Source organism: Methylomonas sp. Uni0011, assembly GCF_056850255.1.
In genome coordinates this window covers 1-23,542 of the sequence record NZ_JBVVNO010000023.1, presented here as the reverse complement: position 1 = coordinate 23,542, position 23,542 = coordinate 1, and the positions used below count along the sequence as shown (strand labels likewise).

Below are 23,542 nucleotides of genomic sequence, written 5' to 3'. Positions count from 1 at the left end.
TGGGCATGCTCGTTCAGCCCGCTCTGACTAACGATAGCGTAACCGGCGGAATGTTGACTTCGAAATATTCAATGACGGAAGCTTACCGCACCCACCATTTTAACGGCCGCTTATTTGCCTTTTCCCGCCACCAAAATTTAAATCGATCTGTCAGCTTAGGGTCGACAGGCGACCGCCCACCAATACGCATCAACTATCGCTTACGAGAAGTCAATATTTTGGTAATTCAATAATGTTTCTTTTATGCTGGATAGAATACAAATCATTTTCCTGATTCGAACCAGTTCTTCTTCTGTGTCCCGAACAAGCTGTGAAAACCATTCCGGCTCAGACATAATTATTTTTTCTAAAATTGTATAAGTGTTAATGTTTCGCGGCTTCTTGAAACGTTTTTTTTCAAATACCTTTTTCCCAACAAATTGGGCCTCAAACCACTCTATGCTGATTGAGTTGCTGCGATTGATTTTTATCCTGAGTCCAAGCGAAATTGACGGATATTCTAAGGCGACACTCTTTCGATTGTTGCTCCAATAATAAGTCACGTAATATTCTGCCTCTTTATGAAGAATTGCTCTCTGATTGATAATCCATTTATTAACTTCATTACATGATTGCCTGTCACTTTGATTCAATGGCATGCATATATTTTCAGAACCTTGCCCCCTCTCTTTTAAGATCGACTGGGTTATATCATCATTACCATAAGAAGAGGTTGACTCATATCTAACAATATGGGCAATAATTTTTAGCAAATAATGCTGCAGCTTTCTGATGCGCTCGATTTTATTTTCCGTCTCATTCGCCAAGCTCTTTAACTCTATGGGTGCTTCGACCAAATAATCATCTATATAATAAATACGAAATCGCTTACTTTGTAGATTGAATTTTCTCGTTTGAACGAATTTGTTTTGTTCCCACTTACCGATACCCCATGTAACAGCGAATCTATCGTTTGTCATTGGCTCTAGCTTAATACCCAATGGATAACGATCGACGCCCACAATTGTTCTAACCAAACCAGAATAGTTGTCCGTATATTGTTCGATGATTAAACTGGCCTGTTCACGCAACTGGTCAAGCTGCTTGAATATCCACGCGCATACTTCGGGCGGAGTTTTATAATGATGGTATGCAACCGTCCCGGTCAAGTTACAGGATCCCGTCTCGACCATGGCCTCACCTTCCTTGCCTGAGTTGAAAACTGCCATGCTAGCGTATTTGAAAATCTAAACCCGTTGGCAAAGTGCATTTTAGATGCATTTAGCCAGCGGGTTCCTTTGATCGATCTTGGTAAGATCGACGCGCGTCTATCATCAGTCGCCAGACCTTTCCATTAAGTAATCAGGACTATATTCATGTTTGTACTCGGTTTAGATATTGGTTATTCGAACGTTAAGCTCGCATTCGGTGATCAACTTGCACCACCAACCACAAAATTATTTCCCGCCGGGGCTGCACCCGTTGAACACTTGCCCCAAGCAATCGATCGGGCGAGCGATACTTTACGTGTCACGCTTGACGGCGTCGCGTGGGGCGCTGGCATAAGTGTCAGCAAACTGAGCAATTGGAACCGTGCTCTACATCAGGACTATACAAACACCTCCTCTTACAAAGCGCTGTTTTATGCCGCCTTACTATCATCCGAACGTTCTGTTATCGACGTCTTGGTTACAGGTCTCCCAGTATCACAATGGCAAGACAGATCAGCGCGGCAAGCATTGGCCAATCAGCTCAAAGGTGTTCACCAAATTACCCCGAAACGGCAAGTCGCTGTAGAACAGGTTCACGTCGTTCCGCAGCCAACCGGCGCCTTCGTCGAACAACTATTTACGACGCAAGACAGACGTTTAAGCGATGGCCGGGTATTAGTGATCGACCCAGGTTATTTTTCGGTGGATTGGGTGCTATTGAACGAAGGTGAAATTGTTTCTTCGTCGTCCGGAACCAGCTTAGAAGCTATGTCAGTGTTGCTAGACAAGACAAGTGAATTGATTTGCGACGACCATGGAGGCAAATTGACCCCTGAAAAAATTGAGGATGCTTTAAGATCCGGAAGCAGCAATGTGCTCTTGCTAGGCCAAGAGGTCATTCTCCAGGATTATTTGGCCGCTGCTGCACAATCGATCTCGATGATCGCATTAGAAGCCATGAAACAATCTCTCCGCCGAGAGAAGGGTTCTGTTGATATCGTCTTACTGGCCGGTGGTGGCGCATCCCTTTATCAGAACGCAACTAAAGAATTTTTCCCCTTGAACCCAATCTTTACGCCATCGCAGCCAACACTTGCCAACGCGTTAGGCTTTTTCTATTTCGGGAGGGGGTGACGGTGAAAGTATTGGTGACAATCAATCCGAATGCCAACCCAGAGCTTTACGCCGATATCGAAAGAATAAACTCCCGAGATCGGGCGGAACGAGTACGGACGCTAGCAACCATGGCTGTTGTCATCTCACAACTCGGATTACAAAACTCGTCCGCCGTTTCTTATATATCAGCTAGTGATTTAGCGTCTGAGTCAACCTTAACAAAACTCAAATCGAGCTTAGCCACCGAAGATTGAAAACTTTTGCTATTGCATTTTTATATTTTTGTGATTTCTTAATAAGTAAGCCAAACATATGCGGAAATTGTTACTTATCTTGTACCTAGTTTCTTTGTCAGCTAATGCTTACTCGAATGCACTGATAAACTCGAATTGGGGAAAAATTGCCGCAGAAAAAGGGCTAGACCCCTTTGAATTGTATGCCGTATCATTAATGGAGTCATCGAAATACAGTGCAAATAACACCATAACACCATGGCCATTGGCCATCAACGCAGCGGGAACGGCTATTTTTCCGCGAAACCGTGGGGATGCTTTAAATACCTTAGCACGTGAACTCGAAAAAGGAATTACATCGATTGATGTCGGATTGATGCAGATAAATATTAAATGGAACGGCTATCGTGTCAGCGATATTAGAAATCTATTCGATCCAGAAGTTAACCTTCGGGTCGGCGCCGACATACTAGCTGAAGCCATTCGCTCGGAACCGCATAACAAAACTCTCGGATTAGGTCGTTATCATGCAGGTTATGGCAACGAGCCCGATCGACTGGCACGCGCATATGCCTATGGAAGAAGAATATCGTTAATTGCCAATAAGCTTAGGAAGTATTTTGGAGACTAAAAATGACGGAGGAAATCGAGGCGTTCAACCTAAAGCTTTTATTGTTCATTAGAGAGTCCATGACTGATGATCAATCTAACAAATTGAAGATTTTACTTGGATTAGACAATGAAACAGCAAGGCTAATACGCAGTATCAGTATTGGAGAAGTAATTACTTTATCTAAATCAGGATTTTTGTTGTTCTCTCCTCGAATAAACTGTGACGGATTTAGAAAAATATTGGAATCAAAAGAGCCTGATCCAAAAACACTAATAGATATTATAAATAGAAATGGATAGTTATTTATGAGCCACAACGACAAGGCGATTACGGTTTTCAACAGACATGAATTAGCTCTCACAATGATTAGAGCGGGTTTTCGGACGTCTATCGTATTTATTCATACACAATTATCAAAACTGTTGCTGCGAAGACTTTACAAAGAATTGCATTTGAAATCACCAAGTTCTGGGTTGCTGTCATCATCAGCCTATGTCCTGTCCAATCGCAGGAACCAGCTCTACGCAACCTTATTTATGCGAATATACTCAGAATTGAATGGACAACAAAAAAACTCTGTGGACGTGCGGATTGTGATCGACTCCTGGGATATTTTTAAAACGCTGGTACCAAAATATAATGAGCTCGATATACATCCTAAATCGATCAATGAGGCGTGGACATTGACAAGGGACTTTCGATGTGAGACAAATTATTTTGAAACCTGTCCTAAATGTAGTCAGCAATATTTGGCCTGCGATGACAGCCGACTAGCGAAAAAATGCCCGTTTTGCAATTCATCAAATTAATTATAAACTCAACTAAATAAAATATAGCCAAAACAATTGAAAACTGAATAATACTTAACGGTGTTGCTAAATTTGAATAAATTATTGGTGTTTTAGTTGGCATGCTGTAAGAACTTTGAAAACACTAAGGAATCTGTGTTTAAATCAAGTTTTCTGAATAATCTAAATTCCAATCTTTCATTTAATTAGCACTATAAAATGAAGCGCCCAATTACTCAAAGGCTAGCTAATGCAATTTATTACTGCTCCTTTAGAATGTAATTTCATAATAAGTGAAATTTTAAGGCACTGATATTAAATGGATTAAGTTTTTCAAAAAGTGACATTTCATATTTTAAGAGCAGTAATATCCCAAATCCCGATCATTTTGGCGCTTACCAGGTTGGTGAAAAACTCTTTTTTGGCGTTGAATGACTATATATTTAGTGCCGATGAAGCTATTTTCCTACTAAATACTGGTTCGATTGAGCAGAATTAGCGTCTCAAATATGGTTTTTCACCAACCTGCTCCAGCCTTCTATGCAGCAACTTACAGAATTAAAAACAATCCTCCATTCTAAACGCGCCAACATCTACTACCTGGAAAAATGCCGGGTCATGCAAAAAGATGGCCGGGTGTTGTATCTAACCGAGGCCAAAGACGAGAACCTGTATTGGAACATCCCGATTGCCAATACCACGGTGATCCTGCTCGGCACCGGTACCTCGATCACCCAAGCGGCGATGCGCATGCTGGCCAGTGCCGGCGTGTTGGTCGGCTTTTGCGGCGGCGGAGGCACACCTTTGTTTAGCGGCTGCGAAATCGAATGGTTGACGCCGCAAAGCGAATACCGGCCCACCGAATACGTGCAGGGCTGGCTGCAATTCTGGTTCGACGACGCGCAACGCTTGGCGGTCGCCAAAACCTTTCAGCAAGCTCGCATCGACTATATCCGCAAGGTCTGGAGCAAGGACCGCGATCTGCAAGCCGAAAACATCTTCGCCCACGACAGCGCCATAGCCGCGGCGCTGGACGGTTACGGCACGCAAATCGAGCAAGCCGGCAAAGTCGGCGACCTGTTGCAACGGGAAGCGCTATTGACCAAACAACTCTACCGCTACGCCGCCAAGGCTACTCAACACAACGACTTCAGCCGTAACCACGACGCCAGCGACCTCGCCAACGGCTTTCTAAACCACGGCAACTATCTGGCTTACGGATTGGCCGCGACTACTTTATGGGTGTTGGGCATCCCGCACGGCTTCGCGGTGATGCACGGGAAAACCCGACGCGGCGCCTTGGTTTTCGACGTCGCCGATTTGATCAAGGATGCCATCGTCCTGCCCTGGGCTTTTGTTTGCGCCAAGGAAAAGATGAGCGAACAGGAGTTTCGCCAGCAAATCCTGCAAAAATTTACCGACCACAAGTCCCTGGACTTCATGTTCGAACAGGTCAAACAGCAAGCCCTTAATTACCCTCTCCCTGAGGGAGAGGGCCGGGGTGAGGGAGAACGAAAAGTACAAAACATCGATAAATCCGAGGGTTCCCAACTATGATGGTCACCTTCGTCAGCCAATGCCAGAAAAAAGCCCTGGCCCGCACCCGTCGCGTCCTCGACGCCTTCGCTAACCGCATCGGCGACAACACCTGGCAAACCGTCATCACCGAGGAAGGCCTGATCACGGTCAAAACCCTGCTGCGCAAAACCGCCACTAAAAACACCGCCGTGGCTTGCCATTGGCTCAGGTCGCGGAGCCGGAGAGAATTGGTTTGGATTGTGGGGAATCGGCGGTGTTTTAATGCGGAAGGGATAGTGCCGGTGAATCGCAGCCAAAAGACCTTGCACGCGTTCCAGCCAGAACACCAATGGATCTACTTGCCGTTGATCAAGGCGATGGCGGTCATGGCGGGGCTGCTGCATGACTGGGGTAAGGCGACGCAGTGTTTCCAGCACAAATTGCAATCCAAGCAGCCGCCCGACCCATTGCGCCACGAGTGGGTATCGCTACTGTTGTTTCGGGCGTTGATTCAAGATGCCGACAATGACATTACTTGGTTGCAGAGGCTGGCCGAGGGTGTTTGGGATGAAACACCACTCATGTCGGCGGCCGGCCAAAACGTAAAAAAGCCGTTGCAAAAACTACCGGATGGTGCTGGATTGTTGGCTTGGCTGATCGTCACGCATCACAAATTGCCGGATTTGACTTGGGATGAAGCCAAAAAGTGGCGGGGCGAGCCGGTTGAGACATTACAACAAGCCCTGGACATCATCACCGCCGACTGGGGTTATCGCAACGACAGCGAAGCGGACCGGTTGCAACAATGCTTTCAATTCCCGCAAGGCTTGCTAAAACAATCGCAACCCTGGCTTGATCAACTGCAAACCGCCGCCAACAAGCTGTTGAAGTGCCTGCCGTTGCTGGAACAGGTCATGCAAAATGGTGGCTATCGTTGGGTGTTGCATTTTGCCCGGCTCAGTTTGATGTTGGGCGATCATCAATATTCTTCGCAAGCCACCGATCCGCAATGGCGGCAAACGGTTGCGTTGTATGCCAATACCGATGCCGACGGCCAGCCCAAACAGTGGTTGGACGAACATCTGGTCAAGGTCGCGCAATGCTCGGCCACGTTGGCGCGGCGCCTGCCGCGTCTTGAAAGCGAACCGCCATCCGCTTACGACTTAAAAAAGCTTCAGCAAAAAAGCAGCGATTCGCGCTTTCGTTGGCAGGATCAAGCCGTTGCAGCGATTCAGCGTTGGCGAACGGGGTGCGTCCAAACCGCGCCGCGCTTCGGCTTTTTTGCGGTCAATATGGCAAGCACCGGTTCCGGCAAAACCTTGGCCAACGCCAAAATCATGCGGGCGTTATCGCCGGACGGCGATAGCCTGCGTTACGTGCTTGCCTTGGGATTGCGCACGTTAACCCTGCAAACCGGCGATGAATACCGCGAACGCATCGGGCTGGATAACGGCGAATTGGCTGTGATGATCGGCTCGCAAGCGGTCCGCGATTTGCACCGCCAAACACAAGAAGATTCGTCACTGGGTTCCGAATCGGCTGCATCGGTAGGCGAGGATAACGACATCGATTTCGATATTCCCGAGCAGGCGCTCAGTGTGCTCGGCACCTTGTGGACCAATCGCGCCGGCCAGGTCGATAGCCGAAAACAAAAGCTGTTGTATGCACCGGTAATTGCCTGCACCATCGATCATTTGATGGCCGCTACCGAAACCGCGCGCGGCGGCCGGCACATCCTGCCGAGTTTGCGTTTATTGTCGTCGGATTTGGTGATCGACGAAATCGACGATTTCGATAGCGACGACCTGGTGGCAATTGGCCGCTTGATTCATTTGGCCGCCATGCTGGGTTGTAAAGTGATGATCTCGTCGGCCACCATTACCCCGGCTTTGGCCGAAGGCTATTTCAATGCCTATCAAGCCGGCTGGCGCTTGTTCGCCGCGGCTCGCGAAGCCAAACCGGCTATCGGTTGCGCTTGGTTCGACGAGAACGACAACCGGGTTGCCGCGTTTCCGCTTGATGCTATCGAAACCTACCGCGCCGAGCATCAAGCCTTCATTGCCAAGCGTTGTACGTTTTTACAAAACACCAAACTTAATCCGCCCAGACGCATAGGCGAACTGATTGGACTCGCCAAGCCAGAGGCCGGAGCCAACGATATTGAGACGGCTTATTTTTCGAACATTCAGGCTGCTGTCATCCGCCAACATCGGCGCCACGCCTCGGCGGCCCCTCACAACGGCAAGCGTGTTTCGTTCGGCGTGGTGCGGATGGCCAATATTCCACCGTGCATCGCGCTGACACGCTACTTGGCGCATTCGACCGACTGGCCGGCCGATGTGGACATCCGCATCATGGCCTACCACAGTCAGCAAGTGTTGCTGTTGCGACACAGCCAGGAGAAGCATCTGGATCAAGTCCTCAAACGCGTTGAACCGGCAGCGGTTTACGAAAACCCAGCGATACGTCGGCATGTCGGCGCGTGCCAAGCCGAAAATTTGATTTTCATCCTGGTTGCCACACCGGTCGAGGAAGTCGGGCGCGATCACGACTTTGATTGGGCGGTGGTCGAGCCGTCGTCCTACCGTTCCATCATCCAGTTGGCCGGGCGAGTATTGCGGCATCGCCAACAGCTCCCGGATGCGCCGAATATTGGCTTGTTGCAATACAACCTGAAGGCGCTGAAACAGGCTGACGATGTGCCGGCGTTTCGCCGGCCAGGCTTCGAATCCACGGAAAACATGCTGCAAAGCCACGATTTATCCAGGCTGATTCCGTCCGAGCAGTTGGCGGCCATCAACGCGATTCCGCGCATCCGTCAATCCCAAGAATTACAGCCAACCGCCAATTTGGCCGATCTGGAACACCATTGCATCCGGCAATTGCTGAACGATTATTCCGCGACAGGGCCGGAAGCATTGCAAGGCTGGCTGAGCGGCCATTGGTGGCTGACGGCCTTGCCGCAACGGCTGAAGCCGTTTCGCCGGCAAGACCCGCAACAAACCCTGTTCGATGTGCCGGACCAAGACGGTGAGTTTCGATTTGTCGAAAAACTTCCTCAAGGTGGTATCAATCCGATCGAGAATAGTTACAAAATCCAGCGCGTTGCGCTAACTTCACTGGAGCAACAGCGTTGGTGGCTATGGCATGACTATTCCGAGTTATTGGAGGAACAGGCGGAACGCCACGGCTGGAGTCGTGAATATGCCGCGCTGTATTACGGCGAAATCAATGTGCGGATCAGCGATACCGACCGGCAACGGCAAACGCAGTTTAATTATTGCGAACAACTAGGGATTTGGCGGGATGGCGGCGACTAAATTGCTTTTCTGATCGCCGAGAACGGCAACACCAAACGATTCGGCGTGGCGTTCAAGCGTCTGAAACCGAACTTTTGGTAAAACTCGGCGGCGCGTTCATGTTTGGCGTCGACGATCATGCCGAAGATGCCGATTTTTTCGGCGGCCTCGTTCGTGGTTTTAAAGGCATGCATGATCAGTGCATCGCCATACCCCTGGCCTTGAAACTGTTTATCTACTGCCAGGCGGCCCAGCAAAATGAACGGCAATTCCCGGTAAGCCGTAACTCTGGTTGCATCGGGCAATTCGTCGCGGTTCACCGAACACGCGCTGATCGAGTAATAGCCGACGATGCGTTGCGTATCGGCCAACACATAGACCCGGCTCAGGTCGCGGCTTTGGTCCTGTTGCGCAAATTGGCGCAAATAGCGGTTTAAAACGCTGTCGCCGCAATCGAAGTTTTGCCGGTCGTGAAGCTTGGGTTGCAATAACTCAAACTTCATCGCCGACGATGCGGTTATAGGTTTGCAGCGCTTTTTTCATCCGCTCGGTCGGTTCCGGAGGGTGGTCCAACAGCTCGAAAAACATGTGCCAGTCCTCCTGGCTGAATCGGGTTTGTTGATGCTCTGCGATTATGGCTTCCGCCTTTTCCCGAACGCTCTGCCGAATGAATTTGCTTTTGTCCAGGCCAACGTATTGGCGCGCTTGTTCCAGCATTTGCAGGGTTGCCAAGTCCATACGAACTTTTAAGACGTCTTGTTTGCCGTTTTCGATAGGCATAATCCTCTCCCGATAAAGTACTCATTGTACCCACAATTTTATTAACTTTAGGGTACAAATTGAATATTGATAGGTTCTAGCTTAAACTCTGCTGCGCCATAACTCATCAAGGATATTAAAAATGATGGACCCGGCTTTGCAACAATTTTTATCCGAACGGCTGAAGAAGAAAACTTCATCTGCGCCAAACGAAGCGGAATTACAGCAAGAACTGAATGACTGGTTACCGACGGCGGTAACTAAAACCCATAAGCTGTTTCGCGTGACCCACCCCGTCAAATTCAGCCATCCCGACGTCAAAAATACCAGCGAAATTCGTGTAAGCGCCGAACGCAAACCAGACGGTTTTCTGCGCAGCGGCAATGTCGCGGTCGAGCCGGACATGGTGTTCGATACCGCCGCCAACATTCCGATTTTGAAATTTTTGAGTCTGAAATTGGCGGATGGCCTATCCATTTTGGCCCATCTCGAAAACGACAGCGACCTGGTCAAGCAACAGCTCGAACTGCCGTCGCTACCCTATACGGACATTCGGCAGGGTCTATTGCAGATCAATCAATTACCGGATAGGACAAGCACTTCGGACAAGATCAAACAAGTCTATTTCCCGGTGGACGGCGGCTACCATTTGCTATCGCTACTGACGCCGTCCGGCCTGATGTTTAAGCTCAAGGAACGAATCAACTCGATCCGCTTTGCCGAAACCACCAAGCAGGCTCGCGAAGCCCGACGCAATCAACAGCATCACGACACGGGTTACCAGGAATTCTATGGCTTGACCGAAATCGGCTTTGGCGGCACCAAGCCGCAAAACATCAGCGTGCTGAACAACCAAAACGGCGGAACCGCCTATCTGTTGCCGTCTTTGCCGCCGCCGCTCACGCTAAACAAGCTGCAGCCACCGAAGACCGATTTTTTTCTCCAAAGCGTATACGCCAAGCATTTCCTGGAAAAGTTTCAGGCCTTGCATGCCTTGTTCCAAGACAACGTACCTGCCAACATCCACGTGCGGGAAGGCCGCGACTATTGGTTGTTGCAAATCGCCGAGCAGGTGATGGAAACCGTTTGGGCGTTGCGCGAACTGCCTGGCGGTTGGTCGGAACAGGGACAACTGCCTCCGACGCAGAAAATCTGGCTGGATCAAGACCATGCCGAACAACGCGAGCAAGCCGACGATTGGCTGGACGCCGTAATCGTCGCCTTGGCCGATTGGTTGGCGATTACCTATAAACACGCCATCGGCGAGCGCCAGGCCAAAGCCTTGGGAGATGCCGAGCTCAAACATTTTCGGCAATTATTGGACGACCATCGGGAGGTCTTGCGATGAACCGCATTTTGTTGATTCCGCGCTTGCGCATCCACAACGCCAATGCCTTGTCCAGCCCGTATACCATCGGTTTTCCGGCGTTGACGGCCTGGTTGGGCGGCGTGCATGCCTTGCAACGCAAACTTAATGCCGACGGCTTGCCGCAGCTCAGTTTTTCGCGCACGGCGGTTGCCTGCCACCGCATCGATTTACAGACCTACAAACATGCCGGCGATTATCTGTATTCCATCGTCGGCACCGGCAATCCGCTCGATAAAAGCGGCGACCGTCCGTCGTTCATAGAAGAAGCCCGCTGCCACCTCGACGTCAGTCTGGCGATAGAAACTCAGGGCATAGGCAAAGCCGATGAAGACGAATTCCTGGCCGCCGTCAACCGCCATCTACCCAAACTAAAATGGGCGGGCGGCGACAGCCTCGGCTATAAAGTGCCGCAGTGGCTGGCACTAGCCGGCGACAGTGAATTGGCCAATCTGACCCGAAAACTGATGCCGAGCTACGTGTTGAAACAGCGCCGCGACCTGATGGCGCAAGCCATGGCCGAAGGCCAGGATGCCATCGACGCGTTGCTGGATTATCTGGCGGTTCACTACCAAAGCCGCACCGACGATGACGGCCATGTGTCCTGGACGGCCGAGCGTAAAGCCAAGGGCTGGATCGTGCCGATTGCAGCCGGTTTTCATGGCGTCAGCGCATTGGGCCACGCCGAACACCAGCGCGATCAAATTACGCCGCATCGGTTTGCCGAAAGCCTGGTCACTTTGGGCGAATTCGTCATGCCGCATCGGCTGAAACGCCTGGACGACCTGCTTTGGCGCAGCCGCTACGATGCAGAGAACTATCTGTATCTCATCGAACAACACTCCCACAACGCTTAGCAGCAAGGAAAATCACCATGGCAAAAACAGACAAATTAGCCACCGCTTCGGTACTGGCCTTCGAGAAAAAACTGGTGCCCTCGGATGGACGGCTTTACGGCACCCAGTGGGATAAGCGCGATGAATCGGCGACAGTGCTCAAGCTGCAAGAAAAATCGGTGCGCGGCACCATTTCCAACCGAATTACGAAAGAAGCTGACAAAGATCCTATCAAGTTGAATGCAAAAATCGAAAAGCCCAACCTGCAAACCGTGGACAGTTGTGCTTTAGGTAGCGAACAAGACACGTTGATACTCAGCTTTACCCTGAAAGTGCTGAGTGGCGTCCAACAGCCTTCCGCCTGCAACAGCGCGGAATTCGCCGCCAGCTACAAGCAGGCCGCCGATGCTTACATCCAAGCCGAAGGTTTTAAAGAACTGGCTAAGCGCTACGCTGCCAACCTCGCCAACGGCCGCTTCCTATGGCGTAACCGGGTTGGCGCGGAAAATATCGAAGTACGGGTGTGGGTCTGTAACGAAGGCGAACAGCGCGATTGGACCTTCAATGCCAAAACTTTCAGCGTCCGCGACTTCGACAACTTGCCGGCTGGCGTGTTGGAACTTGCCGATCTGATCGCCGATGCGTTGAGCGGCCGCCGCGAATTTTTGATGCTGTCGGTTACGGCCTATGCCCAAGTCGGTTTGGCGCAAGATGTTTACCCCAGCGAAGAACTGGTGCTGGACAAAAGCAACAGCAAATCCAAGAAAAGCAAAATCCTCTATCACATTGACGGCCACGCCGGCATGCACTCGCAAAAAATCGGCAATGCTTTGCGCAGCATCGACACCTGGTATCCGGTGGATGAAGACAGCCCTTACATCGGGCCAATCGCCATCGAACCCTACGGCGCGGTCACCAACTTGGGCAAGGCTTTTAGAACCCCCAAAGCCAAGGTCGATTTTTACACCTTGTTCGATAGTTTCGCCCGAGGCGGTTCACTAAGCCAGACCGAACAGCATTACGTGATGGCGGTATTGGTGCGCGGCGGCGTGTTCGGCGAAAGCGGCAAGGATTGAGCCATGCGCTTTTATTTGGAAATCACCTTGCTGCCCAATCCCGAAGTCGGGCTGAATTTTCTGTGGTCCAAAGTATTCCAGCAGCTCCATCTGGGCTTTGTAGAGATGCTGGATGCGGATAAACGCGGCGCTATTGGTGTCGGTTTTCCCAAACACAGCGCGGATGGTAAGCGCCTGGGGTTGGGCGACAAATGCCGCCTGTTCGCCGAGGATGAAACTACGCTGGAACGCTTCGCCGCGCCGCAGCGTTTGGCGCGGCTGAGCGACTACGTGCATTGCACCGGCATCCGACCGGTGCCGGACAAGCTGGTCGGGTATGCGGTTTACCGGCGGGTGCAGCCCAAAACCAATCCCGAACGTCTGGCCCGGCGCTACGCCAAGCGTCACGGCGTCGATTTGGCGACCGCGTTGAACATGACGGTGGAACTGAGGGCGGCGGGCGGGAACCCGGCTTACCCGCTATCGTTCCGCTATTGCGACATGCTCAAGCCTTCTGTGGCCTTGCCTTTCATTCGCTTGCAAAGCTTGAGCGGCGGTCAAACCTTTTGTTTGTGGATCAGCAAAACCGCAACCGCCGATCCGGTGGTAGGCAGTTTTAGTGCCTATGGCCTGAGCAGCGTTGCCACCATACCTGAATTTTGACCCAATTTTTTTGCTCTTTAACAATGTGAACTAAATCAGCCGGTTACGGCCGGGGCTCTTGCGGATGGTGATAATGGCTTTATCCATTCGCAACCCTTGCCGCAACCGGCTTCCCGTTTATTTATAATCAGTCCGCCGCCGCACAGGCGGCTTAGAAAATCTGTACATCGACGAGGTGTTCTGGATCCCCGTCCGCCGCCGCACAGGCGGCTTAGAAAAAACTCCGGGATTTCGTTTCCTTCTTTCCAGGGTCCGCCGCCGCACAGGCGGCTTAGAAAATCAAAGCTTGCTCGACGTGGTTCCTTGTTGCGTCCGCCGCCGCACAGGCGGCTTAGAAAGTATCCGGCGGGCAATAGCTGTCCCAGTCCTGGTCCGCCGCCGCACAGGCGGCTTAGAAAACTTTTTGTCCGGACCGTAGGCGCCGTTCTTCGTCCGCCGCCGCACAGGCGGCTTAGAAATTTCGCTCCTTTTTCCGATTCGACGTGTGGATGTCCGCCGCCGCACAGGCGGCTTAGAAATACACTCGACGCTACACCAGCGCCAAATAATCGTCCGCCGCCGTATAGGCGGTTTAGAAAAACTGATTTCTCTCCTCTGGCCAAATAATTGAGTTCACCGCCTTACAGGTGGCTTTTTAAAATGGCCCGGTTAGAGATAGTTACACCTGGCAGGGAGCATAGTCGGCGGACAATATTTGCTAACCTCCGCCCAAGGTGTATGCTGATACTGCAAGACGTTAAGTAAAGCTATTTTAATTATCGTAACCTCACTCATTTGATATGCTAAGACTGAGTACGAATAAGTCCGCTGCCCTAAGAACTCGCACACGTAAAATCGATGACGGCCGCATTGCTTGCCCGCATTGCCATCGAAGAATTGTGCCGTATGTGTATTTTTCATACGGCGTGGCCATGCATTCAGTCTGCAAGTTGTGTGGAGGGACTGTTCAGGTTTTCAAAGTCCATAAATCGGTGTCATTACCAGGGCTCCTCTTACGTATATTGCTCTTTCTCACTGGGTTAGTGGCCCTTGACTCATGCATAAATTCTCAGGTAAACGCTAAGCGCTATAGTACCAGCGCTACAACGCCAGCCTCTACACGGTTTTAGGGCTGACAAAAGTTACGGGATATTAGCCCAACACGTCACGCACGTATTTCTGCGTCTCTTTAAATGGCGGTACACCATTATGTTTATCGACATTGCCCTCCCCCGAGTTATACGCCGCTACTGCTAGTTCTAAATTGCCGTCATAACGGTCAAGCAAAAAGCGCATATATTGCCCTGCGCCATCAATGGCTTGCTCTGGATTATTCGGATCTTTAACACCAAACCGCTCCGCCGTGTCCGGCATCAACTGCATGATGCCTTGCGCACCCTTTCGTGACCGTGCATCATTATCGAACGCCGACTCAGCGGACGCCATCTTGCTTAAAATCCCGGCAGGCAGCCCGTATCGGCTTTCCACTTGATCGAAAATCGGCTGCAACGGCTTCGGCACCTCTACTGATCCAGCACTATTGTTTTTTTTTACGGCGTCGTTGTAATTACCAATCGAGTGAGCGAGATCCGGTCTATTCTGTGTCGCAGCGCGATTGAGCAATTTAGCGATGTCATCACCAACTATCTGGCCATGTTCAGCAACTAATTTTTCTCGCGCGGCTGTTGTCCCGAAACCGTCGCTCAGGCCGTAATCCGCTGTTTGTATGCCGCTGAATGTTTCTGTCAAAGCAGCTTTGTAGTACTCGAGCTGGCTCGGTGTAAGCTGATGGGCAATCTCGTTACCCTTCATATCCCGCCAGGCTTCCACCGCTTGAGCACCCGCTTCGCCTGATTCATTGAAAGCCTTTTCAGCAGCATTCCAATAGCTATCGCCTTGATTTATGTACGCCGACATGCTTTCAAAGAATGAATTCGCACCTGCGTAGGCCGAACTACCGACTTTTTCAACGTAATTTCTAGCACTATAAAGAGTCCCAGCTACTCCATCGTAATTCATCTCACCAACCGATTTTTCGCCTCTGGCGAGATGCGCAATCTCTTTGGCAAAGTATTCAGCCTTAGCCCCCGCCATTTCTGAAAATTCAGATCGGGTACCGGCATTGAGTTCGCTTGTTTCTTTGTCGTGAAACCGGTCGACGCTTTCGTCGCCGTTGTGCACTTCATTCCCGATTTCGCTTATCCGTGCATTCACCTGATCCGGCAAATTGCCGGCCGCCGCGCGTGGGTCAACCACGCTGGCGCGATCAAATTCCGCACGTGCCTGGCCGTGCTTGGGCGCATCGGCTCGAAGACCCGCGTTCTTGTTCGGGTCGGCTATCTCGCCGGTTTTCGCTGCGAACGAGTCGCGCAGCAATTCGAACCCGGCCGTTTTTGCCTGTTGCGATTCGCTTGGATTCATAGATCTGAATCTCGCCGGCGAATGTCCTGTCAACAACGACATGCCGGCCGCCGCGTAGGCCTGGTTTTTATCGGTAATTAAACCAGAGGATCTCCAGTCACTGGCGAGTGTCTGTGCATCGCCGCTTAACCCAAACCGCGTTAACTCATTATTCAGGCGGCTCATTAAACCGGGTTTTGTACTGATCGCCTGTCCGGATTCCAATGCGCCGAATTGGGCGTTCGTGCCGAGGCGGCTTTGCATCGACGCCGTGGCGCTATAGGCTTCCGAAGCGGACAACACATCATTGGCAGACGATTGCAAACTTTGTAGTGTTTGGTTGTTAAGACCCAGCGACACAACTTCGCGGGTACCGGACTGCGCATCGGTTGCCACGCTGCGCGCTAAGTCAGTTTGAAATCCCGCATCTTCGGTGAGCCGCGTCGCCATATCGTGGGCGATTTCGTTGGAACGTTGGCTGCTCAAGCCGAATTGGCTTTGGAGTCGATCACTGATATTGGCTTGTACCATGTCCTTCCTGGAGCCACCGTTAGAATTACTCTGGGTTCCATCGCCATCTTTTCCATCAACCTCTTTTCTTTCCAGTCCGCTGCCCAGAGCCACGGCGCCTGACAAGACGGAAGCCATTTGATCCGAGGTCATATCGGTATCGCTATAGCGCTGTGCGTATGATGACCCTTCGCTGCGCATCAGCTTGTCGGTTTCCGACGAACTGCTGTTTAGCCGGCGAGAAAATGATTGTCCTGTCGAGGCGTCGCGATTCGAGGCAAAACTGTTGCCCGCCGAATTCGCCAGTGAACTCATAAATTGAGCACCGGCCTGGCGCATATAGTTCGATGACGACGAGACGGCTTCGGAAGCCTCGCGAGACACATTGAAGGTCGGCAGCACATTTTCCGCGCCGGTTCGGTGGGTGCCTTTCAGCGGAGAGTGTTGATAGGCCGACTGATTGGCAAACACCGGGGCCGTCGCCAACACGGCAGGCGATCCTGCACGCTCGTCGATATAATCTCCGCTCTGCATGCGGCCCATGAAATGCGTGGCGGTGACCGAGCCGCCGTAGACCAGCATCAAGGCGATCGCCGGCGTCGAAGACGCCAGCATGCCGCCGATTGCCACCCAATCTTGCAACACCATATCCATTTGGTAAATCCCTTCGATCGAGGGAATATTGAAGCCTTGCGCATCCAGGGCGTCCATTTTTCCGAGAGCCGACATGGTGATGTACAAATTGATGACCGCCATGATCGGCATCCACAGTTGGATCCATAACAGCATTTTGAAGTACTGGCCAACCATCGAAATCCCGGCAGACCCCAGCATGACGGCGAAGACCATGAGCGGGGTAATGGCGTAACTGAGACCCTCTATCCAGGTCATCATCGGCCGGACGATCCGGGTAAACAGCGTCTGTTCTGCGGCCCATTGCATGTTGCGTTGCTGGATGGATTGATGGACCATGGCCGCTTTGTTCCACTTCAAGCCATCTTCGTAGCGCCCGACGATACCTTTTTCGAACATTGGCACGATCAGGCTAGCCAGCATGTAATCGTTCGCACTGATAGTGCTATTGGACAAGGCTGTTAACGCATCGCTGATCCGCGTGGACACGTCCTCCGAGCTTTCGAGATTCAAGGTTTGTTTCAGTAAATCTTCTAAACCTGTGATGCCATTGTTGGTAATGTAATCATCCAGCGCGACATAGGCATCGGTACAGGTCAATACCGTCGGACCGGCGCCCAAGTAGACTTCTGTGGTGTAGATTTTGGAATTGAAACGTATAGCCGCCATCACGCTCTGCGTGCGCATGATCGCGTCTAACGTGGTCTGATTTAAATCGACCCCGGTTAACGTACATTCTTTTATGTAATTGACGAACGAAGCTTCGAGATCGACCTTGGCCCTCGGTGAATTGGCTTTTCCCAGAGTTATCCGCGATAACAGGTTTTTTCGGACAGCAATTAAGGTATTGAGCGGATCCGCGAACCCGTGTTCGGTCATACTCGGTACCGCGAACGCCTGTTCGAACAAGCGCGTCATGCGATAACCCATATTGGACAGGATGGAACCCGCTACCGCCGGCCCAAACGGCACATTGTTGACCACAACCACGTTACCCGAGTAGGCGTCTTCAACCTTGACGACTACACCCGGCGCAAAGAGCGCGGTATAAATCAGCATAGAGGCAAAGACATCCTGATAGCGAATGCCACTCGCATTGAATTGGGTCAAACCTCGCAGCATCACCATCGTCACTCCCAGTGATGCGCCGACTGCAGCAGCTCCTTTGTAATCGTCGGTTAAAGAAATCATCGCGATCGCATTCAGTATCGCTGCGAGGAACTGGGAGTCTCCAATCGAAAATATTTCGTAAATCACCTGGTTTCCTCCTGAGTGGGATAATTGGCGGCGCTAGCGCCGGTTTGATCGAATGACGCGTAGTTACGGGTTGGGGTGGCTTTCATGATATTCGAGTAAAAGTCGACCACAGCTTTGATATTGCCGTATCGCATCGCCAATTCCGTGGATTCCGCTTCAATTTGTTGCCGAGCAGCATTTAGGGTTTCGGCCAGCTTGCTGGCATAGGCGCCATCTTGAAGCGAAGCCGCTTGCCGGACGGCATCATAAAGTCCCTGTACAATCAGTTGCGCCAGTTCAAGGGCGATTGCCGGTGACGCGTCCTCAGCAAACAAACGGGCCATGCCGTAATCTTGCCTCGCCATGTTGCGAATCATCGCTGAGACGGCACCTGGCACTAGTTCCATGAAGGCTTTTTCTTCCGCTGTTAACTCGCCACTATTGGTCCCGAATTTGTATACAAGGCCTGGCTTTACATTATTGCCGACTAGTAAATCTGAAACTCTTTTTCGCAAGCCGACCAGAGTCACCGGTTTGGGAGTGGGATTTAAACAACCATCAGCATCGTCGGTATCGCATTCGTAAATATTGACTTTCGCGTAATTGCCAGTGCCGGTGCCATTCAAGAGTTCTTTAAGACCAAGAATGCCTTTGAATGTCTGAACCGGATTGCTTTCGCCATTGCCGTCCGGTGCTGAAGTCGGTTCGTTGACAATGACAGTACCGCTGATACTCATCATCGCTTCCAGTAAACTATTCCCCCCAAATTGAAACCAGTTGCTCGCTTGCTTTTCGTTCAGCGCCCGCCAAACCAAATTGCCTTGAATTTTGGTTTTCATTGCGGAAGCGGCATTGTTTTTGACTTGTTGTGTCGGGTCTCCTTGGGTGCTGGTATTTGTTCTCGATCCAAAAACGTCGGTAATTCCTCTGGTAAACGAGAGTTCCGACTTTTTCATGTTCTCGGTAGCCCATGCCGGTAACAGGCTGGTGGTATCATTCACAATACCTTGAGCCAATTGACAGGAATTCGAGAACATCTGATTGAGATCCTGGATCCGTTTTTGCAAGCCGGACATCAGAACCCCGCACTGATTACACATCGCATCAATCGCCAGTTGAAAGGCATAACCGGTTGCGTTAGCAGCGACCGCTCGCATCAAGGTGATGAACTGGTCTTTATTGATGAACGAGAAACTGCCACCAAATAAATCAATCCCGCCGCAACCGGCGCTAAACGAAGGGGGTTGCAAGGAGATCATCTTGGTTTCCACAATCTTATTACGGGAGACGATTGATCCACCGGTAATTACTCCTCGCCTTTGACCTAGGTGTGCGGTAGGTGTTGTGACATTAGTCATTGTGCCGAACATCGCATCCAATTCCTCTTGCAAGTCGGCAAACCCACTGGCCGGTAGCGCAAGCATCCACGCCAGAAAGATCATTCGAGAAATACGCAAGTGCCTCATAGCAGCTCCCAGTAGGCAAGTTAACAAAACAGTTAAGGCAGTACTGGTTGCCCTCGCAATGCCTCGACCAATCGGCCAGGATCGTTCATTACCGGCTCGGTCAATGATCCTGCCTCCGGAATCAAATAACTCGAATCCGTAACACCGCGCGCCGTGCTAAACAGTTGATCCGATACCCACCCGGCGTTTTTGGCCGACACCAATACCCGAGTGGTCAAGTCGTCAAGCGAGACCACGCCTTGAGCAATCGGCAAGATTTCGTTTGGGGGCTTCATTAAGAACAAAGCCGGAGTAGACATCACGCCTAACGCCTTTGCCTGTCCAGTATCCGATCTGAATTGCTTATAGAATCCCGACGGCATCGGCTTGCCATCCAAAGACACCGGATAAATTTTGAAACCGAAACGCTGCTCCAACACCGTTAACAAGGGCGCTTGCGCTTCGCAAAAATGGCAATCCGAACGAAAAAAAAACAAAAGGGCAGCTTGTCTGGATATCGTCGACATGGCCCGTTCATTCGCCTGTGTCGCCATTTGATTGGCGGCATTGGATGCAAACGTGGCCATCGGCCGGCGGTTATTCTCGTCCAGCCGCGGATCGCTCATAACTACTCGTTGCGCCACAGTGGCAAACTTCTGGGCTTTATCCATCATTACCCGTTGCAAGTAGTAGTAAGCCGCCACGTTCTTTTCAGTGGGGTTATCGACGGCGGCGTCCTTGTAGTGTTCGAGATTTTTTCTAAACCATTCAGCAGAGAGGTATTCGGGCGGCCGAGGGGGTTCAGAGGGAGGATTAGGATTTGATGAAATCTTTTCCTCTGTCTGAGGCGGACTGGCAGTTTGCTCTATACTAGTGTCAGGAGTTGTTTCACGCCAAAACCATCCCCGCTGTTTGTCCAGAAAAAAAGACGGCTCTCCCTCATCGGATCGAGCCGTCAACGGGAGCAGCAGGCACAGCAATAGGAGCAGACATGGATTCATGGTTTCATTATCTCGTTTTTAAAAATTCAAACCCGCTGGCTAAATGCCTCTGAAATTCACCTACTCAGGCCCCCTGGCCGTTTCAATCCCCTTTCAACGAGTACCCTGATGATCGATGACATGGAAATTTCTATTTCGAAAGATGAATACAGGTTATTACTGGAGTTTTTGTTCTTGGCCGACAGGTGCGTGCTCAGTGCAGAACGGAAGAACCTCAAGTCCACCGAGCCTTATCGCGCGCTGATCGAAAAACTTTTGAGCTACGCCGAACGGTTCCAATGTGCCGATTTGGTCGTCGATATCCCCGGACTCCCTCACCGAATGGTGTCCGACTCCTTAGAATCAAAACTCATTTACAAAATCTTCAGCGAGTCGTTAAATGAGGATCAATTCTGGTTGAAACTCGCCCATGCTCTGGCGGTAAGAGACGTCGACGCCGAATTAGGCGCGATTCCTGCTCAACCCCAAAGCTCACCCGGACAAACCGAATTGGATGAAATGCGCCTGTTCAAGCTGGCCGAAAAACTCCTCGAATGGCGTAACGAATTGCTCCGGAACGGCCTCAGCCGCTTAGAGTTACGCGCTCCGACGGCATTCGACGTGGTGAGCCCAAAAGGCCGATCCGACATCAATTAAGCGCGGCAATCACCGACTTATCCACAAAATCTGTGGACAAGCTTGTGACAAATCAGTCAATCATCGGCAAACGCCCCCACAATTCAACCAGTTAGAAAACTGTGTAATATTTGGGCAATCTCTCTGTCATCCCCTAGGTCATCGGCATAGCGGCAAGCATTGACACCAGACCCATCACGGTGGATATCGCCGAAGTCGCGGTGGCCTGAATCTGGCTCAATTTACTGAACACATCGGCCGGCTGAGTGTAATCGACGATTTTCTGGAACTTCAGGATGTGTTCCGCCACGCTGCGGCGATCGCCCATCCCGTCGACCAAGCCAAGTCCTAACGCGTCTTCTCCGCTCCAGACCATTCCCGTAAAGAGATTCGGATCGTCTTTCAACCGATTCCCGCGGTGCGTTTTCACCACCTCGATGAATTGGTGGTGTACGTGAGACAACATGGTTTGCAGCTGTTCGACGGCTTCGGGTTCCGGGTCGGAGAACATATCGCCGACGCCCTTGAATTTTCCAGCCGTATACAATCGGCGCTCAACGCCCAGTTTTTGCATGATGCCGGTAAATCCGAACGAGTCCATTCGCACGCCGATCGATCCGACTATGCTGGCCCGATTGGCATAGATTTCATCGCCGGCCACTGCTACGTAGTATCCGCCGGAAGCGCCAAGGTCGCTGATCACGGACACTACTTTCTTATCCGGAAATTTTGTTTTCAGGCGTAGCACTTCATCGAAGATCATGCCGGCTTGTACCGGCGTCCCGCCGGGACTATTAATTTCCAGCATCACAGCTTTCGCCTGATTCTGCTCGAAGGCGGTGCGCAAGCTGGCAATCACGCTATCGGCATTGGTTTGGCCGTCCGGGGCGATTTCGCCGCTAATACGCACCATCGCGACATGGGGTTGATTCCGGTTAGTCAGAGACGACCAATTGGAGTAGACGGACAGTCCTAAAAAACTCAATACTGCCAATAGCGATAGCGTTCTAAATGCGGTATTGATGCGCTGGGTTTTGCGCATGACATCCGCGTTGCTTTTGACGATTTCTAGCAAGGCGTTTACGGTAGTCGAGTTTTCGGTCATTGTTTTCACTCCAGAATTTCATAGTCAATGGAATTTCGGATATCCACCCAATAGCTCGGCTGCGATATCGCGAATAATCGCCCTTTCCAGGCTGCGAGGTGTTGTCCTTCACTGAGACACCAAGCGAATAACCAATGGCCGTCGGCCGTCATGCCGCGCAAGACTTGACGAGCTTTCGGGTTATCCCACGCGGTTTGTCCCGCATCCTGAAACTGATTCGCCGGATCGAAGGTGGCCGGTACCGGTGGCGCCCGGCGGATTACCAGGCTGTGGGCGGTGGCCACGCTATCGTCTTTGTCCGTGGCGCTTTGCAAAATTACCGGATAACCTAAGATTTCGTCGCGCGCGGGATCGCGGGGCGCCGGCTCCATATCGGCGAGACGCAATACTGCCCACAACGGTTCGCCGCCACCCGTCAGGCTATACACCCGCCAGCGTACGCTTTTGTCATCACCGCAGTTATCCTGGCACGTCGCCGTCAATCCGGCTTGCCGCACAGCGGTTTCGAAGCGGCGAATCATATCCAAGCGAGCAGTGACCGGGATGCTGAGTGAATTGGCATAGCTCTCGTCCATATACAAGCGGCCATACACTTTGTACAAGTCGGCCGGCTTTGCAGAGGGTGTTAACAGGCTCAGTGCCAATCCCGCCATTCCGATGCCCGTGCTGACGTCCATTCCGGCCGGGGACAACGGTGCGCCAGTGGCCACCGCCCCGACGAAACTGGCGTCTTCGGCCATATTCCGTATCGGATCGGACCCACCGGCTGGTATCGCAGCCATTGCCTCTTTGCGGGTCTTAAACTGCTTGGCCTGGAATTGTTGATACATTAAATCCTGAACATCTTGCCTTTTACTCCGGCTACCGAGTACATCGCGAATTAAAAACGAAATTTGATGCGCTTCGTCGGTCGACAGCACTTTACGGTGTGACTCCGAAATCGCAATGGGCCGGGAGGCCGGAGCGCACGCCGTCAAGGAAAACACGATGGCGGCGGCTAGCGAGCGAACGATGGTTGATGTCATGGCAGTTTTCCTTAAGGTTTAGATGGAGCGAGACCTAATGGAATGGTCCGCCCCACTTCACCAACCGGCTCAAGTGGGCCAAGATAGTCATTTTAAAATGACAGTTGAATTAGCGCAGATCATGAAAGAAACAAAAAATAAAGAGATCAAGGTATTA

At 51.3% G+C, this 23,542-nt stretch carries 19 protein-coding genes and 1 CRISPR repeat array; of the genes, 11 read left to right on the top strand and 8 right to left on the bottom strand.

Annotated features, from left to right (window positions below):
- Positions 1-200: 200 nt before the first annotated feature.
- Entirely contained in the window at positions 201-1,208 is a 1,008-nt protein-coding gene (mobI, locus tag AC0IM9_RS18320; RefSeq protein WP_482804941.1) for a conjugative transfer protein MobI(A/C), read from the bottom strand.
- Positions 1,209-1,355: 147 nt separating this feature from the next.
- Here mobI and AC0IM9_RS18315 point away from each other — a divergent pair, with 147 nt between their 5' ends.
- The 6 genes from AC0IM9_RS18315 (at position 1,356) to cas3f (ending at position 8,778) form a co-directional block, all read left to right on the top strand.
- Positions 1,356-2,324, top strand: a complete 969-nt coding sequence (locus AC0IM9_RS18315) for a ParM/StbA family protein (protein ID WP_482804940.1) — start codon at positions 1,356-1,358, stop codon at positions 2,322-2,324.
- A 294-nt stretch (positions 2,325-2,618) separates the two neighbouring features.
- The gene (locus tag AC0IM9_RS18310) at positions 2,619-3,170 is read left to right on the top strand and encodes a transglycosylase SLT domain-containing protein (protein WP_221054687.1); all 552 of its coding nucleotides are present in this window, start codon (positions 2,619-2,621) and stop codon (positions 3,168-3,170) included.
- A 2-nt stretch (positions 3,171-3,172) separates the two neighbouring features.
- Complete coding sequence (locus AC0IM9_RS18305) at positions 3,173-3,451, top strand: flagellar transcriptional regulator FlhD (RefSeq protein WP_444512417.1); 279 nt, start codon at positions 3,173-3,175, stop codon at positions 3,449-3,451.
- Between the two features lie 6 nt (positions 3,452-3,457).
- The gene (locus tag AC0IM9_RS18300; protein WP_082409681.1) at positions 3,458-3,961 is read left to right on the top strand and encodes a FlhC family transcriptional regulator; all 504 of its coding nucleotides are present in this window, start codon (positions 3,458-3,460) and stop codon (positions 3,959-3,961) included.
- A gap of 597 nt (positions 3,962-4,558) precedes the next feature.
- Positions 4,559-5,497: a type I-F CRISPR-associated endonuclease Cas1f gene (cas1f, locus tag AC0IM9_RS18295; protein ID WP_482804939.1), complete on the top strand. Its 939-nt coding sequence runs from the start codon at positions 4,559-4,561 to the stop codon at positions 5,495-5,497.
- On the top strand, positions 5,494-8,778 hold the full coding sequence (gene cas3f / locus AC0IM9_RS18290; RefSeq protein WP_482804938.1) for a type I-F CRISPR-associated helicase Cas3f: 3,285 nt from the start codon (positions 5,494-5,496) through the stop codon (positions 8,776-8,778). Before cas1f ends, cas3f begins: the two co-directional genes overlap by 4 nt.
- Here cas3f and AC0IM9_RS18285 read toward each other — a convergent pair.
- Positions 8,775-9,260 (bottom strand): GNAT family N-acetyltransferase, encoded by a 486-nt coding sequence (locus tag AC0IM9_RS18285; protein ID WP_054759605.1) that lies wholly within the window; start codon positions 9,258-9,260, stop codon positions 8,775-8,777. The two genes, cas3f and AC0IM9_RS18285, sit on opposite strands and share 4 nt — an antisense overlap.
- On the bottom strand, positions 9,250-9,537 hold the full coding sequence (locus tag AC0IM9_RS18280; protein WP_054759603.1) for a type II toxin-antitoxin system TacA family antitoxin: 288 nt from the start codon (positions 9,535-9,537) through the stop codon (positions 9,250-9,252). The genes AC0IM9_RS18285 and AC0IM9_RS18280 overlap by 11 nt, the downstream gene beginning before the upstream one ends.
- Positions 9,538-9,658: 121 nt before the next feature.
- Between AC0IM9_RS18280 and csy1 the strand changes: the two genes are divergently transcribed.
- Genes csy1 through cas6f form a run of 4 tightly spaced genes read left to right on the top strand, consistent with a single transcriptional unit; the run spans position 9,659 to position 13,436 of the window.
- A complete protein-coding gene (gene csy1, locus AC0IM9_RS18275) occupies positions 9,659-10,864 on the top strand; it encodes a type I-F CRISPR-associated protein Csy1 (RefSeq protein ID WP_482804937.1) in 1,206 nt (401 codons plus the stop codon).
- Positions 10,861-11,739, top strand: a complete 879-nt coding sequence (gene csy2 / locus AC0IM9_RS18270) for a type I-F CRISPR-associated protein Csy2 (RefSeq protein WP_482804936.1) — start codon at positions 10,861-10,863, stop codon at positions 11,737-11,739. The genes csy1 and csy2 overlap by 4 nt, the downstream gene beginning before the upstream one ends.
- 17 nt (positions 11,740-11,756) lie before the next feature.
- Entirely contained in the window at positions 11,757-12,794 is a 1,038-nt protein-coding gene (gene csy3, locus AC0IM9_RS18265) for a type I-F CRISPR-associated protein Csy3 (RefSeq protein WP_482804935.1), read from the top strand.
- Between the two features lie 3 nt (positions 12,795-12,797).
- Complete coding sequence (cas6f, locus tag AC0IM9_RS18260; RefSeq protein WP_482804934.1) at positions 12,798-13,436, top strand: type I-F CRISPR-associated endoribonuclease Cas6/Csy4; 639 nt, start codon at positions 12,798-12,800, stop codon at positions 13,434-13,436.
- Between the two features lie 130 nt (positions 13,437-13,566).
- A CRISPR array of direct repeats spans positions 13,567-14,014; the repeat unit is 28 nt; unit sequence GTCCGCCGCCGCACAGGCGGCTTAGAAA.
- Positions 14,015-14,567: 553 nt separating this feature from the next.
- Here the strand turns inward: cas6f and AC0IM9_RS18255 are convergent.
- The 3 genes from AC0IM9_RS18255 to traF are packed head-to-tail and all read right to left on the bottom strand — an operon-like array spanning position 14,568 to position 20,640.
- On the bottom strand, positions 14,568-18,215 hold the full coding sequence (locus AC0IM9_RS18255) for a conjugal transfer protein TraG N-terminal domain-containing protein (protein WP_482804933.1): 3,648 nt from the start codon (positions 18,213-18,215) through the stop codon (positions 14,568-14,570).
- Positions 18,212-19,660: a conjugal transfer protein TraH gene (locus tag AC0IM9_RS18250; RefSeq protein ID WP_445369996.1), complete on the bottom strand. Its 1,449-nt coding sequence runs from the start codon at positions 19,658-19,660 to the stop codon at positions 18,212-18,214. Before AC0IM9_RS18250 ends, AC0IM9_RS18255 begins: the two co-directional genes overlap by 4 nt.
- A gap of 32 nt (positions 19,661-19,692) precedes the next feature.
- Positions 19,693-20,640 carry a conjugal transfer protein TraF gene (gene traF / locus AC0IM9_RS18245; RefSeq protein WP_445369995.1) on the bottom strand — a complete coding sequence of 316 codons (948 nt, stop codon included), beginning with the start codon at positions 20,638-20,640 and terminating at the stop codon, positions 19,693-19,695.
- Between the two features lie 108 nt (positions 20,641-20,748).
- Between traF and AC0IM9_RS18240 the strand changes: the two genes are divergently transcribed.
- Positions 20,749-21,276, top strand: a complete 528-nt coding sequence (locus AC0IM9_RS18240) for a hypothetical protein (protein WP_319961004.1) — start codon at positions 20,749-20,751, stop codon at positions 21,274-21,276.
- Between the two features lie 133 nt (positions 21,277-21,409).
- On the opposite strand, the gene AC0IM9_RS18235 is transcribed toward AC0IM9_RS18240, so the two are convergent.
- The gene (locus AC0IM9_RS18235; protein WP_482804932.1) at positions 21,410-22,360 is read right to left on the bottom strand and encodes a S49 family peptidase; all 951 of its coding nucleotides are present in this window, start codon (positions 22,358-22,360) and stop codon (positions 21,410-21,412) included.
- A gap of 5 nt (positions 22,361-22,365) precedes the next feature.
- Complete coding sequence (locus AC0IM9_RS18230) at positions 22,366-23,385, bottom strand: hypothetical protein (protein ID WP_482804931.1); 1,020 nt, start codon at positions 23,383-23,385, stop codon at positions 22,366-22,368.
- Between the last annotated feature and the right edge of the window lie 157 nt (positions 23,386-23,542).

What these genes read in the sequence shown, in the direction of transcription:
- AC0IM9_RS18240 (WP_319961004.1), top strand. Translation starts at nt 20,749, where the DNA reads ATGATCGATGACATGGAAATTTCTATTTCGAAAGATGAATACAGGTTA.
- AC0IM9_RS18230 (WP_482804931.1), bottom strand. Translation starts at nt 23,385, where the DNA reads ATGACATCAACCATCGTTCGCTCGCTAGCCGCCGCCATCGTGTTTTCC.
- AC0IM9_RS18250 (WP_445369996.1), bottom strand. Translation starts at nt 19,660, where the DNA reads ATGAGGCACTTGCGTATTTCTCGAATGATCTTTCTGGCGTGGATGCTT.
- csy1 (WP_482804937.1), top strand. Translation starts at nt 9,659, where the DNA reads ATGATGGACCCGGCTTTGCAACAATTTTTATCCGAACGGCTGAAGAAG.
- AC0IM9_RS18300 (WP_082409681.1), top strand. Translation starts at nt 3,458, where the DNA reads ATGAGCCACAACGACAAGGCGATTACGGTTTTCAACAGACATGAATTA.
- AC0IM9_RS18280 (WP_054759603.1), bottom strand. Translation starts at nt 9,537, where the DNA reads ATGCCTATCGAAAACGGCAAACAAGACGTCTTAAAAGTTCGTATGGAC.
- AC0IM9_RS18305 (WP_444512417.1), top strand. Translation starts at nt 3,173, where the DNA reads ATGACGGAGGAAATCGAGGCGTTCAACCTAAAGCTTTTATTGTTCATT.
- AC0IM9_RS18315 (WP_482804940.1), top strand. Translation starts at nt 1,356, where the DNA reads ATGTTTGTACTCGGTTTAGATATTGGTTATTCGAACGTTAAGCTCGCA.
- AC0IM9_RS18285 (WP_054759605.1), bottom strand. Translation starts at nt 9,260, where the DNA reads ATGAAGTTTGAGTTATTGCAACCCAAGCTTCACGACCGGCAAAACTTC.
- csy3 (WP_482804935.1), top strand. Translation starts at nt 11,757, where the DNA reads ATGGCAAAAACAGACAAATTAGCCACCGCTTCGGTACTGGCCTTCGAG.
- mobI (WP_482804941.1), bottom strand. Translation starts at nt 1,208, where the DNA reads ATGGCAGTTTTCAACTCAGGCAAGGAAGGTGAGGCCATGGTCGAGACG.
- cas6f (WP_482804934.1), top strand. Translation starts at nt 12,798, where the DNA reads ATGCGCTTTTATTTGGAAATCACCTTGCTGCCCAATCCCGAAGTCGGG.
- csy2 (WP_482804936.1), top strand. Translation starts at nt 10,861, where the DNA reads ATGAACCGCATTTTGTTGATTCCGCGCTTGCGCATCCACAACGCCAAT.
- AC0IM9_RS18235 (WP_482804932.1), bottom strand. Translation starts at nt 22,360, where the DNA reads ATGACCGAAAACTCGACTACCGTAAACGCCTTGCTAGAAATCGTCAAA.
- AC0IM9_RS18310 (WP_221054687.1), top strand. Translation starts at nt 2,619, where the DNA reads ATGCGGAAATTGTTACTTATCTTGTACCTAGTTTCTTTGTCAGCTAAT.
- cas3f (WP_482804938.1), top strand. Translation starts at nt 5,494, where the DNA reads ATGATGGTCACCTTCGTCAGCCAATGCCAGAAAAAAGCCCTGGCCCGC.
- cas1f (WP_482804939.1), top strand. Translation starts at nt 4,559, where the DNA reads ATGCAAAAAGATGGCCGGGTGTTGTATCTAACCGAGGCCAAAGACGAG.
- traF (WP_445369995.1), bottom strand. Translation starts at nt 20,640, where the DNA reads ATGAATCCATGTCTGCTCCTATTGCTGTGCCTGCTGCTCCCGTTGACG.